Genomic DNA, 17513 nt, shown 5'->3' with positions numbered 1-17513 from the left:
ATTTTATATGATAAGTTTTTTCAAGCACACAAATATTTCTCCATAAAAAGGAATATGGGTAATAGTACTTTTTTATGGAGAATATAAAATCTTGAAAATCGAGTTAATACGTTAAACGTCCTATGAAGTTTCCTACTGTATCTCCACATAAACTACAGATAGTACGGCTATAATGACTACCAGAGGTGATATTATGAAAAACTATCATATCCTCGTGGTTGAGGACGATCAAGAAATTCAGGAATTAATTAAACAATTTTTAATGACCCAACAATATACAGTGGTAGTTGCTTCAGATGGACTAGAGGGTATGACACAATTTAATAAGCAATCCTTTGATTTAGTTCTTCTAGATGTAATGATGCCCAATTTTAATGGATTTGAAGTTGCTAAAATGATTCGAAATCAGTCAAACATACCAATTATTATGCTAACTGCGTTAGAAGAAGAGGAAGATCAAATGAAAGGGTTCGATCTTGGGATTGATGATTATATAACAAAACCCTTTTCGTTTCATGTTTTGATTAGACGAGTCGAAGCTGTACTTAGAAGAAGTTATGATGAAAATGTAAATAATCATTTGGTATTTAAAGAAGTGCGCATTGATGTTGATGCATATAGAGTATATGTAAATGATGTTGAAATTTTGTTAACGACAAAAGAGTTCGAAATTCTACAACTACTATTTCAAAATGAGAGAAAAGTACTGACAAGAGAAAATATCGTAGAAAAAGTTTGGGGATACGATTATTTTGGGGAAACACGAATAATAGATACACATATTAAAAACCTACGTAAAAAACTAGCTATCCCCTATATTAAAACAATTAAGGGTATTGGTTATAAAGTTGATGAATAAAATTTTAAAAGTCATGAAGATGAAGCAAATTACTTATAAACTCTTTATGACTACATCTCTCATTTTGTTATCCTTTGCAGTGTTAATTTATTTGACTTTATATTTCTTTCTCCCTACGTTTTATGAGCAATACAAAACAGATCAACTTCAAACAGGGATAAAAGATATAATTGATAAGTCCAAAGATCTTACGTTTCAAGATGCGATACCACTTTTTGATGAATACGCAAAAAAAAATAACGCGATGCTTTCGCTTCAAAATAAAGAAGGAGTAATTATTTACTCGCCTTCATTTTCTTTTATTCAAAGTGGTACACAAACAACAGTAGTTACTAAAGCCACACGATTTGAGAATGCAGGTACCATTAGCAATTCATATAATGTTACGGAACCAATTCAATTCCAAGATGGTAGTTTAACGCTTGTGGTGTTCGCAACATTTCAACCGATTGATGAAGCTTCGCAGGTATTAGTGCGCTTTCTCCCCTATATTAGTATCATCGTGCTCGTAATTGGTATAGGGAGTGCTTATTTCTATTCCAGATTTATTACAAAGCCACTTATTTATATTAATGAGGGTGCACAAAAGATGGCAAATTTAGATTTCTCCGAAAAAATTGAGGTTCGCTCTACAGATGAGTTAGGAGAATTATCTAATAGTTTGAATGACATGTCTATTAACTTACAACAAGCTATGTTTGATTTGAAAAAAGCAAATGAACAATTAAAAAATGATATTGAAAAAGAAAGAGAAATAGAAACAAAACGCAGAGAGTTTTTTGCCATTGTAGCACATGAATTAAAGTCCCCTCTTACTGTAATGAAAGGATACTTAGAAGGGATGATATACAATATTGGCCCTTATCAAAATCGTGATCAATATTTAAAGAAAAATCATCAAATTATTGAAAGTATGGAACAACTAGTTCGTGAAATTTTAAGTATGTCAAAGTTAGAACAACACACTTTTAAACTAAAAATAGAAGAAGTTAATCTTTCAAAGTTAATAGGTACAATCACAAAAGATCTCGAATTTTTCGCTTCTCAAAAAAACATCCAAATAATAAAAGAAATTGACTCTGACCTTTCTGTTTATACAGATCGTGTCCTTTTTGAAAAAGCATGTAAAAATATTATCCATAATGCAGTTATGTATTCACCACATAATGAAAAAGTCTATATAAAGTTAAGTGAGGATCCTAAACAAGGTCAAATTAAAATGCAAATTATAAATACAGGTATCAATATTAAAGATGAAGATATACAACAAATTTTCAAACCATTTTATCGAATTGAAAAATCTAGGAATCGAAATACCGGAGGAAGTGGTTTAGGTCTATATATTGTTAAACAAATTCTTGAAAGAATAGATATAAAGTATTCTATAAGAAATATGGAACATAGTGTGCAATTTAGCATGCGTATTCCATTATCTAAATACAAAAACAAACAAACTCTCCTTTAAATAGGACGAGTTTGTTTGTTTTTGTAGTAAGTATAAACTGATTAACAGGCTTTTCATTTAATGATATATGCTACTTCTTAAATTACGATTGTCATAAGTAGTGACAAACTGTATTCAATTTAAATATTCACCTTCTACTATAACAGCAAAAAAACGAAATTTCGCTTAGCAGCAAATTAGATTCTCTTATTTGAGATGCATTTCATCTATGCAACTGAAAAGGAAGATGAAAAATGCATATTTGCCTCCATTTTTCAGATTAATTTGGAATTCTTTTATGATAAGCTATATGTAAAGATTAAACATAAAACATAAAGGATGATTCGTATGCAAATAAGACCAAAGATAAGTGAATATAACTCCTATTATGCAACGTATACCAAATTGGTATCAGACGGAAATATCATACATATTCTAGAACAACAAATGAAGGAAACGAATCTATTATTAAAGAGAATTTCTGATAGTGAGGGACTTTTCCGGTATGCTCCTACTAAATGGAGCATAAAAGAAGTAATCGGTCATATAGCAGATACAGAACGTATTATGGCGTATCGATTGCTATCTATCGCTCGAGGCGAGACAGCAGAACTTCCAGGCTATAATGATGATATGTATGTTCTTAGAGCTGCTTTTGATAAGCAATCTATGCAAGATCTTCTTGAGAATTTAATAGTTGTTCGCCAATCTACCCTGTATTTACTTAGGAGCTTAGATAAAGAAGCTTGGTCACAAAGAGGAAATGCGAATAATTCTGAAGTTACAGTTCGTGCATTAGCATACATCATTGCTGGTCATGAGCTTCATCATCTTCAAATTATAAAAGAACGTTACCTTGGTTCTGATGCATATCCAGCAAGTTAATATTTGAAGAAAAAGAATCCTATTTATATAGGGCTCTTTTTCAGTATATATAAAGAATTAGCACTTAAAGCCATGGACAATTAAAATTCACCACAGAATATTTAAGTTATCCCCTTTATCAGTACATAATTTCCTTCAGGCTGATATACTATAAACACAATAGTTCTGGAAAGGTGATGATATTATGTATGAACAACAAAATAATAGAGATAGAGATCAAAAAATGATGTTTTCTATGCAGGGAGTTCCCTCAAATAAAATTAACATGAATCAATTACCTAAATGGATTAGAATTTTTGGCTATTGTGCGTTTGGTTGGATAATAGTATTTAGTTTAATTATGATTGTAGGTTTAATTCTGCAATAACTATACAGATACACAGTTAAACGGGACAGCATTTAGATTATATATCTAGGTAATGTCCCGTTTTTTATGTGTGATTATCCCATGATATAGGTAACCAATTATAATAAAAAGAACTTGTAGAGTATCCTACAAGTTCTTTTTCAACTATTATTAAAACGGGAACAACAAACTATTTTAACATTCAGTACAGGGAGACCATTTTGATTATGGCTTGATTTTATTATATATCAAATATAAGCTTTTGAAATAGATGGTTTTTGAAAATTATGTGAATTAAAAAGCTAAGATATTTGTATTAGATTTGGTTTACGACCAACTTCTTCTTACTTAAATACACTGCACGATCGGATTTTTTAGCAACTTCCTGTGAATGCGTTACAACAATAATACATTTATTCTCTTTATGTGCAAGTTCTTGAAACAGTTCTATAATATCCATTGCCGTTTCTTCGTCGAGGTTTCCTGTCGGTTCATCTGCAATCAGTAAATCAACATTACAAGATAGTGCTCGAGCAATTGCTACACGCTGTTGTTGCCCACCACTTAGTTGCAAGACGTTACGTTTCGCTTCCACTTCAGTGAGTCCTACTTTCTCTAATAATTCTAATGCCCTTACCGTCTTATTTTTCACTTTGACACCTGTGATTTCCATTGCTGTTAAGACATTTTGAAGAGCTGTCATATAAGTAATTAAATTATAAGATTGGAAAATTACAGATACATTTTGATTACGGTATCTATCCAAACCAATTTTTCGAATATCTTTGCCATTATACAGTACATAACCATTTTTAGGGACATCCAGTCCACAACCTAAGCTTAGAGTTGTAGTTTTACCAGATCCAGATGGTCCTAAAATCGTGTAGAAATGCCCTTTTTGAAAAGAAAAGTTGACATTTTCTAGTATTGCTACATTTTTCCCATTACTTTCATAATAATAATCCAAATTTTTAAATTGTAAAATCGTTTCCATATTAAGCCTCCTTATTCATCTTTTAAAAGAATTTGTTTTGGATTTAAACGTAGAATAGATAATGACGGAAGAAGCGTTGCTATTATAGCAATAGCTAGTCCAAGCCCCCCCATTTTCCCTACATCTTCTCCTGTTACACTTACATCAATTTTATCAATTGGATCCTCTTTTTGATTTTGTAGCGTACCACCAGGTCCAGACATCATTACAGTACTATTTCGCGTGGTGTCCGTTTCTTCGCTTGCTGTAGCAATTTCACTCGAAAGTAAATTATCCCCGATATATTGAGAAACCTTAGCTCCTGTTGTTATGGATAATCCAAATGCTAAAATAGCGACACATACTACTTCTACTACGAACTGCGCCATCAGTTTCCATTTTTTCTCTCCAATTGATAACAGAATTCCCATTTCCTTACGACGTCCTTTAATTGATAGCATAATGATTAACCCTAATATAATCGCACCTGCAATTGATACAATATAAATAATCATTTGAGAAGTAGAAGAAATATTTTCGATAGGACCAATCATTTGTTTGTACAATGAATCATGTGCATCTAATTTATAATAATTAAAATCAATATCAGATTTTGTTGCTTCTTTTTTAAATACATCAATGTATTGTGGATCATTCAAGAAATACACGACTTGAACACTACTTATCCCTTGATCTACTTCTAATTTTTTCATAGTTGAATGCGGCATATATAGTTTATTAGCTGGATCCATTATAGGAGGGGCCTGTTGACCCATTGCTTGCTCATTTGTTTCGTAAATACCGATAATTTCAATCTCGAGGGTTTCCTTCTTATCCCCTGATTGTACTTTTACTTTGTCTCCTACTTTCAAATTGTTTAATTCTGCTAATCGTTTTTCCATTAAAGCTACATTCTGATCTTTCATCTGTTCTGTAATTGGTTTCCCATCAATGATTTTACTTTTGCCGTTTTCAAAGCTTTCTTGTAATGCAGTCTTGCGAACTCCCTCAATCATAAAAGAAGCATTCATATCTATTTCTGTACGGGAACTTGAACCGCCTCGTACAGCCGCCATCCCTGCTTTACCTTTTCCCTCTTCTTCTCCTTCTGAAGCTCCTACTAGTTTAAGTCCATCCGAGATTCCGAAAGTATTGCTTATGTAATTATAGTCTTTTACATATTTTGACTCCGCTAATTGATCTGCTTCTTTTGTGTTAAGCTTCGGTGGATTAGGCATCTCTCCAGTTTCACGAGCTTGTTGACCTAATTTATCGAAATCAAGACTCAAAGTAACATCTGCACCTAGTTTTTTTCTTGCAGCATCCGCCGCTTTTTTTGATGCATTTTGGATTGTGAACCCTGAAAGAACCAAATTTGTAACAATCAGAAATACTGCCATCAAAATTAATGATGTTCCTATCCTTTTTTTCATACTGAGAATTGCACGTTTCATAAAATTCATTTTTTCTTACCTCCTTGATAACTTGTATTCTATATAGGTTATCTAGAGTCTATATGGAGCTAATCGGTAGTTTATCTAGAGATATAAGGAGTTTATGTGTAGTTATTCAATGACCTGGTCAAGAAAAAATGGAACACAAATTCAAAACGCAATCGTTTTTGAATATTGGTAAGGAGGTAGTCAATTTAAGGAACTTTAGATAGAGGTTAAGCTTCATTGAATAATAGCATATAGATCCATGCTTATTATGTAACTTCTATACAACAAATAAAAAGCACCCTATTTGAATGGTTATATGTGTGTTTGTTAAATATGAAAATTCATTAAAGATTTGTACTGTTCTCCTATATTAATGCCTGCCCATAAGTATTTCCCTGAATTATATATTAAGGAATGAAAATGTATTAATCCTTTCCGAATATGAATTCGAACAGGTATCCCTTGTAATATGTCATTAAAATAAAACGGATTACCTCTTGGTTCAATTAGAAAACTAAGTGTAAATAACTACAACTACATGAAAACACTTTACTCCTAAATCAATCACTTGTATTACTGGTTGCATGAAAATCCTTCTTGAGAAAGGTTTTAATTTCCGAATATTCTGTTGACTGCTAAGACATATCCAATTTACAATTTAATTGTGGTGTTCTTTCACAATTAAACTACTTAGAATCCACTTCATTTATTTGAAAACAATTACAAATAGAGGTGCTAAAATGAAAACTAGAGTAAATCCAGAATTATTACAAGGGTTAGAAATGTTTCCGGATCTCGATTTACGCCCGGAAAACTTGCAATCAATCAGAGAAGGAATAGCTCAAATGAGACCACCTACCGTTGTTGATGACTCCCTTTCTTTAACAGATAAAGTCATTGTTGGACCTGATGATAATCCGTTACCATTAAGAATTTATCGTCCAAAATCAAATCATGAACCTTTACCTGTCTTATTATGGATACATGGTGGTGGTTATATCTTAGGGTCTATAGATGATAATGATGATACTTGTATGAGGTTTGTAAAAGAAGCTGGCTGTGTGGTCGTTTCTGTAGACTACCGCTTAGCACCTGAACACCCTTATCCAGCACCAATTGAGGATTGTTATTCAGCTTTAAAATGGATTGCTGATAATGCAAATTCATTAAACATTGATTCAAATCGAATTGGGGTTGCAGGAGTAAGCGCTGGCGGTGGACTAACAGCAGCATTATCATTAATAGCCCGAGATCGAAAATATCCTTCAATTTGTTTACAAATGCCACTATATCCAATGATTGATGACCGAAATAATACACCTTCAGCGAATGAAATTAAAGAGGGATTTGTTTGGAACCAAAAGGCAAATGAAGCTGGCTGGAAAATGTATTTAGGAGAAATGTATGGAACGGATCAAATCCCTGCCTATGCAGCGCCTTCTCGAGCTGAGGATTATAGTGACTTACCGTATACTTACACATTTGTTGGTCAATTAGATCCATTCCGAAGCGAAACATTAACCTATGTAAGCAAACTAGCGCAAGCTGGTGTTGATGTCGAGTTTCATTTATATCCAAATGCCTATCACTGGTTTGAAGGGTTAAATCCAAATGCCGATGTATCTATTTATGCTGTGAACGAAATAGTACAAGCAATAAAAACTGGGTTCAAACGAGTATCTAAGGTTGAGGCTTAATCCCATTACAAGAGAAACACTCATAAATAGTATACATTTGTGAGTGTTATTTATCATTTAAATATAATAGCCGATTCTCATTTAAAATCGGCTATTAATATGTAAAATTCACCTAATATATCAAGGTTGAGAAACAGATATAAGATGTTTAGGCGATGTGTTTATTTCCTCTGCTAATGCTTTTATGTTCATCATGATTTGAAGTATTTCTTCTTTTGTTGTCCTTGGGTTGATAGAGCAAAGTCGAATTACTACTTTTTCTTTTAATTTAGTCGTACTTAGCATAGCAAATCCTCTCTGATTAATTTCTTCCACCAATTTTTTGTTTATTTCATGAATTGTATCTGTAGATGTTAGCTCACATGGAATATAACGAAAAGTAACAATTCCTAACTGTGCAGGTGTTACCACTTCCCAATCTTTTTCTTTCCTTAAAAACTCTTCAACTTGTTCAGCCAACATAATGCCATGATCAATTGCCTCGCGAAAAGCTGTGACTCCAAATACTTTAAAAGAAAGCCATACCTTTAATGCCCTAAATCTACGAGAAAGTTCAATTCCACGCTCCCCAAAATTCACCTTTTCTTCTATATTAGTTTCCGTATCCTTAATATACTCTGGAATCATACGGAATGTTTTACTTAAATATTGGCTATTTCGAATGAGTACACAACCAACATCATAAGGCTGAAAAAGCCATTTGTGCGGGTCTAACGTTAAAGAATCGGCACGATGAATTCCACTTAACAACCCTCTTCCTTTTTCGCTAAGAATTGCTGCAGCCCCATAAGCCCCATCCGCGTGTAGCCATATATCTTCATCACCACATAGATCAGCCAATTCATCGAGGGAGTCCACCGCTCCGCAATTCGTTGTCCCTGCATTAGCAATAACACAGAATGGTTTTTTCCCTTTTAATCGATCTTCTTTTATTTGCTTTCTTAAAGTACTAACTGAAATTTTTAAATCTTCATCTGTCTCAATTCGGCAAATTTGATGCTGTTTAAAACCTAATACTTTAAGTGCTCGATCTACAGAAAAATGAGTTTGGTTAGAAAAATAAACAATCGCATTTTCTATGTCATTATTCAACTTGACCTGTCTCGCTACAGTAAGTGCAGTCAAATTAGCCATGGAACCGCCACTGACAAATAGTCCTTCAGCTGAATCAGGAAATCCTAGCATTGATTTTAACCAGTTAATTGTCGTTAATTCAATTTGTTCAGCACCTGCACCTACTATCCAAGCTGTAGGAAATACATTAAACCCACTTGCTAAAAAATCTGCTAATACACCAACATAATTATTAGGACCTGGCACAAAAGCCATAAAATGAGGATGATCCACATGAGTAATTTGATTAAACACATTGTTATTAAGAAAATGAAGTAATTCTTTTGGATTAGATCCGTTTTCCGGAATCGTTTCAATTAGCTTGTCTCTAAAAATATTACTATCAATTGTTTCCGAAACTGGTTTACTTTTTAAATGATTCATATGATCAACAATTAAGTCAACCGCTTGATATCCTAACTGACGCATCTCTTCGGCTGATAACTGCAAGTTTTTTGTCATTTGGTTTACTCCTATTCTATTTAAAAAGGCGAGTTCTTGCTCGCCTTTTCACTTTTTATAATTTGTAATCACCGATTGCCTGTATTGGATTTTGAAGAATCATGTTGATTAACCGATGGATGTGATTTAATATTTCCTGTATTTTCTCCGCTTCATATACGGTTTGATCATATCCAAACTTTATTGTAAGTTTTTCTTCAGGGAAGCACATAATTCCATACTTTACATGCGGCTCATCAACAACTTCGTAATCTGTGATGGCAAAATGTCTGTTTTCATTTGAAGAAAAGATTGCTGGATTAGTTGGATAGTTTTCAAAAACCCAAAGATGGTCAGTCAACTCAGCTTTTAATTCACTTTGCTTTTGTATATCAACAAATGAATAGTATGCATACTCATTACATTTCAATGTTTCTAGCTGTGCTTTTTGCAGGAGGTCCACAAAAGATTGCGTTTCTGTCCATGCTAGTCGGATAGGCAAAACATTTGTGAACAGACCGAACATATTTTCAATTCCTTCTACTTCAGGAGGTCTGATTGATACGAGATTAGGTAATACTACTTCTCTCGTTCCATTGTATTTGCCAAGCAATATTCCCCATACAGCTAGTAATGCCGTATTCATAGTTATATTATTTTTAGTTACAAACGTCTGTAACTGACTAGTCAAATCCTTATCTAATGTTAAGTCCATAAATGTGAAGTTTAATTCTTCACTTTGAGTTGGTACTTTCTTTTTAGGAATACTAATTTTTCGATTGTATCCTGATAAATAATCCCGCCAAAAATGACGTGCTTTCTCATGATCTTGTGCTACAGTCCAATCTATGAATGTCTCAAAAGGTTTTACCATAGGTAACCCCGCCGTAGTGCCCGCATTTATTGTTTCATAGAGCTGGAATAATTCGTCTATCAAAATGCTGACGCTCCAACCATCACATAATAGATGATGGGAACTCCAAACTATCTTATGCTCGTTATTACCTAGTTGGAATATACAGAGACGTGTCATAAGTTCATCATTTTTGAATCCTCGACTTAAATTTTCATTCATCCACTGTTTTAGGAATTCTTGCTGTTCTTGTTTCGTCATCTCAATCAAGTTTTTTATCTCTGAAATTATTTGAACATCATATAGAACAGCTTGCCAAGGTTGTGCTTGTTCATCTTGCACAATTATTGTTCTTAAAGAAGCATGACGATCAACTAATTGTTGGAAACACTGAATAAAGAGTTTAATATCCAGCTCCCCCTCAAGTGCCCAAATTGTTTGTTCAAAATATGCATTTGTATCAGGTTCATTCGTAGCATGTTCATAAATAACTTCTTGGAAAGGTGCTAACGGGTAAATACGTTCTATTTTTATATCCGGCATTTTTTCTTGTATTTTGGTAAGTGTATGTTGATTAAGTTTTTTATCTTTAACATTTAGTAATGTAGCTTTATTATCGTTCATTATGTTTACATCATTTGTTTGTGAACTTGAAAAATGGTCTAGCTTTTTAACAAATTGAACCATGTCCCTTAATATAGGAAATGAAAATAGATTTTTTGGTTCAAGCTCAAATCCTTGTCGATACAGTCTGACGGACACTTGAATCGCTTTTATCGAATCTCCACCTAAGGCGAAGAAATGATCATTTACTCCAACTTGATCTATTTTGAGTACTTCTTGCCAAATACTAGTTAATATTTTTTCCATTTCAGTTTTTGGAGCAATAAATACTTCATTTTTTTGTTTCTCTGGAGTAGGGAGCGCTTTTCTATCTAATTTCCCGTTTGGAGTCAGGGGTAATTGGTCCAAATAAACAAAATAAGAAGGAATCATGTAATCTGGCAAGTGATCTCGCAAATGCTTTCGTAGTTCTGTTGTACTAATATTTTGCTCAGTTACCACATATGCAACTAAAAATTTTATTCCGTTCTCATCTGTTTGATCAATTACGACAGCATGTTCGACTTGTTTATAAGTTAGAAGACAATGAGAGATTTCTTCTAACTCTACTCGATATCCTTGAATTTTCACTTGGTAATCTTGGCGGCCTAAAAATTCAATATATCCCTCAGAATGCATTTTTCCACAATCTCCTGTTTTGTATATAAGACCAAAATCAGGATGTGACACAAACGCTTCATTTGTTTTCTTTTCATCATTTAAATATCCTTTAGCAAGGCCCACTCCCCCGATATATAAATCCCCAATTACACCAACAGGGCACATTTTCTTTTCATAGTTCAACACATAATACGTTTGATTTGCCAAGGGCATCCCGTATGGAATACTATTCCAATGTGATTCCACCTGTTTGACCGGATAATAAATTGACCAAATCGATGCTTCTGTTGCTCCTCCTAGTGAAACTACTTCTGCAATCGGAAAATGTCGTTTTATTTTTTCTGGTAAAGAAAGTGGAATCCAATCCCCACTATGTAAAACTAAACGCAAAGAAGAATGTTCAAAATGAGAACCTACTTGATCCAATGCCAAATCCATGATTGCAGGCACTGTATTCCAAATTGTAATCCCTCTACGCTCGACGGTACGGATTAATTCTTGCATGTTTCTTGGATCACGAATCATTACCAACATTGCACCTGTGCTTAAAGTTCCGAAAATATCGTATACAGATAGGTCAAAACACATGGAAGAGATACCAATAATACGATCATCTTCATTTACCTCATATTTTTGATTTATGTCTTGAATAGTATTTGTAACCGCTTGGTGAGTAATAATTACTCCTTTTGGTTTCCCTGTACTTCCTGAAGTGTATATAATATAGGCAATATCTTCTGGATCAGCAATAGCGGGCATATCTTCTGTTGTATAAAATGACAAATGATTTTCTTCATAAAGACTAGGTTCTAATAAAAGTTTGCATGAGCTATTTTTTAAAATATATGTTTGACGATCTAAAGGATGATCGGGATCAATCGGAACATAAGCGGCACCTGCTTTTAAAATACCTAGCATATTAACAATTGTGTCAACTCGCCTTTTTGCTAACAGACCCACTTTGTCACCTAGACCAATGCCTTGCTCTTTTAAGAAGTGGGCAATTTGATTGGAGCGTTTATGAAGTTCCGAGTATGTTAACCATTCTTGTTCAAATACCACTGCTACTTCATCTGGTGTACGTTTTACTTGGTCTGTAAATAATTGATACAGAGTAGTTGAAGGTATTTTTTCTGTTGTTTCATTGTATTGCTCAATTAAAGTTTGATCCGATTCTTTCATCTGCAAAGATGTTACATCGCTTTGTTTCACCAATTGTTCTAATAAGTCAACAAATTGGGAAAACATTGCTTCTATCACATCAACATCAAACAACTCTTCAACATAGTTCCAGCTAATTAATAACTCTCCATTTTTTTCAATTACTACATTATCCAAATACACTTGTGGAGTTCGAGCATGAATATAGCGAAGAGAACCAAGTTGTTCCCAAGAGAAAGCACCTGCACCTGCTAACATCGAGGTGAAAACGATTGGCATAACTGCTTTTGGCGTCATTTGGTGATATCGAGTAAAATCTCGAATAAAGTTAACTCCATCGTAATGACGATGTTCAAGACCATCTAATAAAGTAGATTGCGTTTCTTTTACTCTAGTAAAGAAAGTTTGCTCTGGTTTTACATCAACATCCAACAAAATAAGCGATGTGAAATCTCCCACAATCTGCTCTACTTCATCATGAACAGGATAACGGTTAAATACAGTCAAATTAATTGCCAATTTACGTTGATTACTCCAATATGCCAACACATCACCATATATTGTACAAAGTAGAGCGGAAGGAGTTACCTCTTTCTCTTGTGCTAACTTTCGTAGCTTTGTCCATTTTTCATTGTCCAGGATCTTAGTAAGTGATTGGAATTTAGGAGTAGCAATTTCTGCTGGATCCTTTTTTAACAGCAAAGAAGGTGCAAACGGAAAGTCAGGAAGCTTACTTGTCCAATAATCTTTTGCTGTTTTATATTCTTCGCTTTGTTCCATTTCATCATAGATAAACATGTAATCTTGAAAATCAAAAGATAGAGATTCTAATTTTTGATTTGGTTTATAATAATAATGCAACAAATCCTGTCCAACAATGTTCATGCTTGCTCCGTCCATTAATAAAGCATCGTATCGAAAACATAATAAATACGTGTCTTCTTTTAAAAGAAAGGCTTTTAATTCAAACAATGGCCATTGCCCCAAAGGGAATACATGGTTAGTCATTCGAGAACGCTCTTCTTGTAAGCGAGCATTTTGATTCCTATTATCTAAATCTATGAGACTCACTATTTCAATCTCGTAATCAGGAACGCTTTGTAATATTTGCTGTTTTCCCTCTGGTAAGATTACAGCTCGCAACATTGGATGACGATGAATTACCTTTTGAAAACTTTTTGAAAGACGATTGATATCCAATACTGTTTCATATTCAAAATATGTTTGAGGTGAAATACCACTTAATTCAAACTGTGAATTCCGTCCTAACATATACGCTGTCTGAACTTCTGTTAAGGAAAATGGCTTAGACAAATCTTTAACATGAGTTGGTCTACTTTCAAAATTTTCCTCTTTATGCTCTAACTTTACACAAGAACTCAGTTGAGCGATTGTAGGGTGCTTAAAAAAATCTGTTGTACTTATTTTTAAGCAGTCTTTTCTTAATAAATTAATTACCTGAAGTGCTTTAATGGATTCTCCTTTTAATGCAAAAAAATTATCATGAATACCGATTCCCTCAATCTCCATAACTTTTTCCCATGCACGCACTAATTTTTGTTCAATTTCATTGCGCGGGGCAACGTATGGAATTGATACATAATTCGTTTGTGTTATATCCAATAACCTTTTTCTATCCACTTTTCCATTTGGATTCAATGGAAGCTCTTCTACCTGAATCATTTTTTCAGGAATCATAAACTCAGGTAATTTATCACTTAAATATTTTCTGATTTCACCAAAAGACACCTTGTTATCCGATACATAGTAAGCAGCTAATAATTTCCTATTTCCATACACTTGATCAACAACGATAGCTTGATTTACTTCTGGGTATCCCCTTAATTGAGTTTCGATTTCTCTTAATTCAATCCGATACCCCCGAATTTTTACTTGATGATCCATTCGACCTAAATATTCAAGTTCTCCATTAGGCAACCAACGAACGAGATCCCCTGTATGATACATCATTTCTCCTGCCGTAAAAGGGCTCGGTACAAACTTTTCATCTGTCAGTTTATTTTTACCAAGATACCCTCGTGCTACCGCTACGCCAGCAATGCAGAGTTCACCGGGAATTCCAAATGGTTTTAATTGGCCATACTTATTCAATATATAGGAATGATAATTCGGATTAGGTTTGCCAATCGTAACTTCCTTGGAAGTGCTCAAGTCTTTTACTGTTGCGCAAATGGTTGTTTCTGTGGGACCATAAATATTTAAAATTGTCGCTTCACTGATACAACGAATTTTTTCAACCAAATCAATGGAAAATGCTTCTCCTGCTAATAAAATAGATTTTAAATCTTTTAGAAAATTTGCCCCTTCTGGATCACTCAAAATCACTTCCATTCGCGATGGCGTTGATTCCCATAAATCCACCTTATGTTTTTTGACCAAATGAGCCAATTCTTTTGTTGCAAACTGGTCCTCTGTAGCAATTATTACTTTTGAACCTTGCGTTAAAGGAAGACATATTTCTAACAAGGAAATATCAAAAGATGCACTAGCAAGAAACAAGAATGATTGATTATCCTTTACTTTTTCTCTCATTACATTTAAAAAATGAACTAGAGATTTTTGTTCTATCAATACCCCTTTTGGATTTCCTGTCGATCCTGATGTGTAAATAACGTAAGCCAAATCATTAGGATTATGTTCTCGTAATAAATTACTTTCTTCACCTTGGAAAAGATATTCTTTATCAAGATACAGTACTTCACCCGTAAATTGTGGCAATACTTCCCCTGTTCGCTTACTAAGTAAACATTTTGCTTGACTATCTTGTAACATATATTCAATTCGTTCAGTTGGGTAGTTAGGGTCGATTGGTAAATACGCTGCTCCTGCTTTTAAAATCCCCATCATACCAATAATCATTTCTAATGACCGATCTACCATAACGCCAATAATACTTTCTTTTGAAACACCTTTACTTTGAAGAATAGAAGCCAATTGATTCGCTTTCTTATTCAATTCTCTATATGTCAAAGATTGATCATTACAAACAACAGCAATTTGATCTGGAGTTTTTAATACTTGCGCTTCAAACAAATCTTGAAATGATTGAAACAAGTCTATGCCCGTTTGAAAAGTATTCAATCCTTCTAACAACTCTTTTTCTTCTTCTGCAATAATACAAATATCTTTCAATGCCAAATTCGGGTTTTGTGAAACTTGTTTTAAAACATAACAATACGAATTTACAAACTGTTGCAAAGAAGAGAATGAATGGGACTTACAAGAAATTTGAATTTCAAATTCATTATGTATTTCATTCCATTTTCTTCGTATCCATAGGGCTAAATTATTCTCTGCGTATTCTTCTAGCGAATTTTCATTATGTAATCCTTCCATCCCGATAACAATTTGAAAAGGAGTTAAATTGTGTTTAACTAATAATTCAGAGAGCGGATACTCCTGATTTTCATACCCGAATAAAGTCGTTTGTTCAATCTCATTTACTAATTGTTTAAAGGTGTGATGCGGATGGATTTCACTTCCTAAAGGAATCAATTTATTAAGATTCTCACTTTGTTCAAGATTCTTTTCAATTATAGGAATACCAATAGTAATTCTTTCTTGATCTGTATAATGTGCCAAACAAACCCTTAAAGCGGCTTGAAACCAGCTAAATAATAATAAATCTTGAGACTTACTTACTTTTTGTATACTTTTACTAAGCTCTACATTCACTATGACTTGAACGTACTCACAAGGTGTTTCTTTATTTAGTTGGTAATCGCTATTAAATACAGAAAAATCGAGAACCTCGGAAGATAATTGCTCCTTCCAGAACGCTTCTACTTCTTTATTTTCATGAATCGAACTTCGATCTTTAATATGCATTTTTATCTTTATCCCCCTAATATTCATTTCTTCTACTCGTTAATTTTCAAACCAACTTCAAGCCCATGAAGAAACACTTGATGGTTATCCAAACATAAAAATTGCTGAATCTCTTCAAATTTCATATGACCAACTGAACAAACCCCTAAATTTAATGTCTCAGCAACCATATTTAAGGTAGCAGTGATAATGCCTGACTCAATACAAGCAAATAAATATCCATCTGAACCGTATTTTGGGATGGAAGCGTTCGCATTATAAACCAAATAAACTGAGAAGGCAGATTGAGTAAATAAATCCTGATTAATTAACTCATGATCACTTTTGATTACTTGATCAATGTTGTTTACAATCACAAGACTATTTTTTGATGGGTTATAATAATAAAACCCAGCTTTCATACCCTCTATACGTTTTGGTTTTACATAAACAAAGATATCAATGGGATAGAGCCCGCCTGCACTTGCGTAATGATAGTATATTTTTTCTTCCCTAACCTGTTTTAGAGTTGATGTGAATTGGGAAAATTCCGAAAAACTAATATGTTTTTCCATATCAAATTGACGACAAGACCTACGTTTCTTGATTATAGTGGGTAGCTCATCTGTTGTTTCAAGTTGAATTTCGGTTGACCGTGCAGTAACGTGCGTGCGATTTAATTGTTCACTAATATACTTATCTAACTCTTCTTTAGAAAAGCGAATTTGGTCGCTATATGGATTTGGAAAAATTTTTTCTTGTGAAGAAAATACTTCTCTTGGGTGTAATATGTTACTTACTAACACACGATTTTTTATCATAAGCTCTATGGTTTTTTGTGTCTCTTCTACATTTCCTAACGAAAAGCGCTCTATTAGTTCACTAATTTTCACACCTTTTTGAGCCATAAAATAAAAATCAGGAAACCACTCAGACAGAATACCTGTGAATCTCATTTCCCCTATCAAAACTTCATTATGCAGCGTCTTCCAATGCTTAATAGGAGACCAATAATAAATTTGCTCGCTCATGTACTCCTCCATAAATGTTTAACTTATTTTTACAATACGCTTTTCCAAACTACAAAAAATCATCATTTCTCTCATGGTGGTTATAACATGTACTTCAAAGGAATTTTGGGATAATGAAATAACATTTTTCTCATTATTTTTTTTATTTCATCATAAAAAATGATTTTTTATTAGACATTTCACATCCTTTCCCACAGTATTCCTATAAGGTATAAA

Annotated in this window: 10 protein-coding genes; 5 read left to right on the top strand and 5 right to left on the bottom strand. The window is 33.5% G+C overall.

The features are described 5' to 3' along the window. The first annotated feature begins 193 nt into the window (after positions 1-193). The 4 genes from ACTFOB_RS01185 to ACTFOB_RS01170 all read left to right on the top strand — a co-directional run bounded on the left by ACTFOB_RS01185 (position 194) and on the right by ACTFOB_RS01170 (position 3555). Positions 194-859, top strand: coding sequence for a response regulator transcription factor (locus ACTFOB_RS01185; protein WP_440024773.1), 666 nt, complete (start codon positions 194-196; stop codon positions 857-859). Then, positions 852-2324 (top strand): ATP-binding protein, encoded by a 1473-nt coding sequence (locus tag ACTFOB_RS01180; RefSeq protein ID WP_440024028.1) that lies wholly within the window; start codon positions 852-854, stop codon positions 2322-2324. Before ACTFOB_RS01185 ends, ACTFOB_RS01180 begins: the two co-directional genes overlap by 8 nt. A 327-nt stretch (positions 2325-2651) precedes the next feature. After that, positions 2652-3188, top strand: a complete 537-nt coding sequence (locus ACTFOB_RS01175; RefSeq protein ID WP_440024026.1) for a DinB family protein — start codon at positions 2652-2654, stop codon at positions 3186-3188. A 184-nt stretch (positions 3189-3372) separates the two neighbouring features. After that, positions 3373-3555 carry a hypothetical protein gene (locus tag ACTFOB_RS01170; RefSeq protein WP_000273229.1) on the top strand — a complete coding sequence of 61 codons (183 nt, stop codon included), beginning with the start codon at positions 3373-3375 and terminating at the stop codon, positions 3553-3555. A gap of 295 nt (positions 3556-3850) precedes the next feature. Here ACTFOB_RS01170 and ACTFOB_RS01165 read toward each other — a convergent pair whose 3' ends face one another. Both ACTFOB_RS01165 and ACTFOB_RS01160 read right to left on the bottom strand, forming a co-directional pair. Continuing rightward, on the bottom strand, positions 3851-4528 hold the full coding sequence (locus tag ACTFOB_RS01165; protein ID WP_440024025.1) for an ABC transporter ATP-binding protein: 678 nt from the start codon (positions 4526-4528) through the stop codon (positions 3851-3853). A gap of 11 nt (positions 4529-4539) precedes the next feature. Next, positions 4540-5970 (bottom strand): ABC transporter permease, encoded by a 1431-nt coding sequence (locus ACTFOB_RS01160; RefSeq protein ID WP_440024024.1) that lies wholly within the window; start codon positions 5968-5970, stop codon positions 4540-4542. Positions 5971-6689: 719 nt separating this feature from the next. Between ACTFOB_RS01160 and ACTFOB_RS01155 the strand changes: the two genes are divergently transcribed. Next, on the top strand, positions 6690-7646 hold the full coding sequence (locus ACTFOB_RS01155) for an alpha/beta hydrolase (RefSeq protein WP_440024022.1): 957 nt from the start codon (positions 6690-6692) through the stop codon (positions 7644-7646). 120 nt (positions 7647-7766) lie between these two features. Here the strand turns inward: ACTFOB_RS01155 and ACTFOB_RS01150 are convergent, their stop codons facing one another. The 3 genes from ACTFOB_RS01150 to ACTFOB_RS01140 are packed head-to-tail and all read right to left on the bottom strand — an operon-like array spanning position 7767 to position 17297. Then, the gene (locus tag ACTFOB_RS01150; protein WP_440024020.1) at positions 7767-9221 is read right to left on the bottom strand and encodes a pyridoxal phosphate-dependent decarboxylase family protein; all 1455 of its coding nucleotides are present in this window, start codon (positions 9219-9221) and stop codon (positions 7767-7769) included. Positions 9222-9276: 55 nt separating this feature from the next. Beyond that, positions 9277-16287, bottom strand: a complete 7011-nt coding sequence (locus ACTFOB_RS01145) for an amino acid adenylation domain-containing protein (RefSeq protein ID WP_440024018.1) — start codon at positions 16285-16287, stop codon at positions 9277-9279. Positions 16288-16319: 32 nt separating this feature from the next. Continuing rightward, the gene (locus ACTFOB_RS01140; protein ID WP_440024017.1) at positions 16320-17297 is read right to left on the bottom strand and encodes a SagB/ThcOx family dehydrogenase; all 978 of its coding nucleotides are present in this window, start codon (positions 17295-17297) and stop codon (positions 16320-16322) included. Positions 17298-17513: the final 216 nt, after the last annotated feature.

It is taken from the genome of Bacillus cereus group sp. MYBK79-1, assembly GCF_051915365.1.
GTDB lineage: Bacteria > Bacillota > Bacilli > Bacillales > Bacillaceae_G > Bacillus_A.
Note: the sequence above shows the minus strand (reverse complement) of the source record. Positions and strands in the feature narration are given on the sequence as shown.

Bases quoted from the DNA above. Each gene is read 5' to 3' on its own strand.
- ACTFOB_RS01185 (WP_440024773.1), top strand. From the start codon at position 194: ATGAAAAACTATCATATCCTCGTGGTTGAGGACGATCAAGAAATTCAG.
- ACTFOB_RS01180 (WP_440024028.1), top strand. From the start codon at position 852: ATGAATAAAATTTTAAAAGTCATGAAGATGAAGCAAATTACTTATAAA.
- ACTFOB_RS01175 (WP_440024026.1), top strand. From the start codon at position 2,652: ATGCAAATAAGACCAAAGATAAGTGAATATAACTCCTATTATGCAACG.
- ACTFOB_RS01170 (WP_000273229.1), top strand. From the start codon at position 3,373: ATGTATGAACAACAAAATAATAGAGATAGAGATCAAAAAATGATGTTT.
- ACTFOB_RS01165 (WP_440024025.1), bottom strand. From the start codon at position 4,528: ATGGAAACGATTTTACAATTTAAAAATTTGGATTATTATTATGAAAGT.
- ACTFOB_RS01160 (WP_440024024.1), bottom strand. From the start codon at position 5,970: ATGAATTTTATGAAACGTGCAATTCTCAGTATGAAAAAAAGGATAGGA.
- ACTFOB_RS01155 (WP_440024022.1), top strand. From the start codon at position 6,690: ATGAAAACTAGAGTAAATCCAGAATTATTACAAGGGTTAGAAATGTTT.
- ACTFOB_RS01150 (WP_440024020.1), bottom strand. From the start codon at position 9,221: ATGACAAAAAACTTGCAGTTATCAGCCGAAGAGATGCGTCAGTTAGGA.
- ACTFOB_RS01145 (WP_440024018.1), bottom strand. From the start codon at position 16,287: ATGCATATTAAAGATCGAAGTTCGATTCATGAAAATAAAGAAGTAGAA.
- ACTFOB_RS01140 (WP_440024017.1), bottom strand. From the start codon at position 17,297: ATGAGCGAGCAAATTTATTATTGGTCTCCTATTAAGCATTGGAAGACG.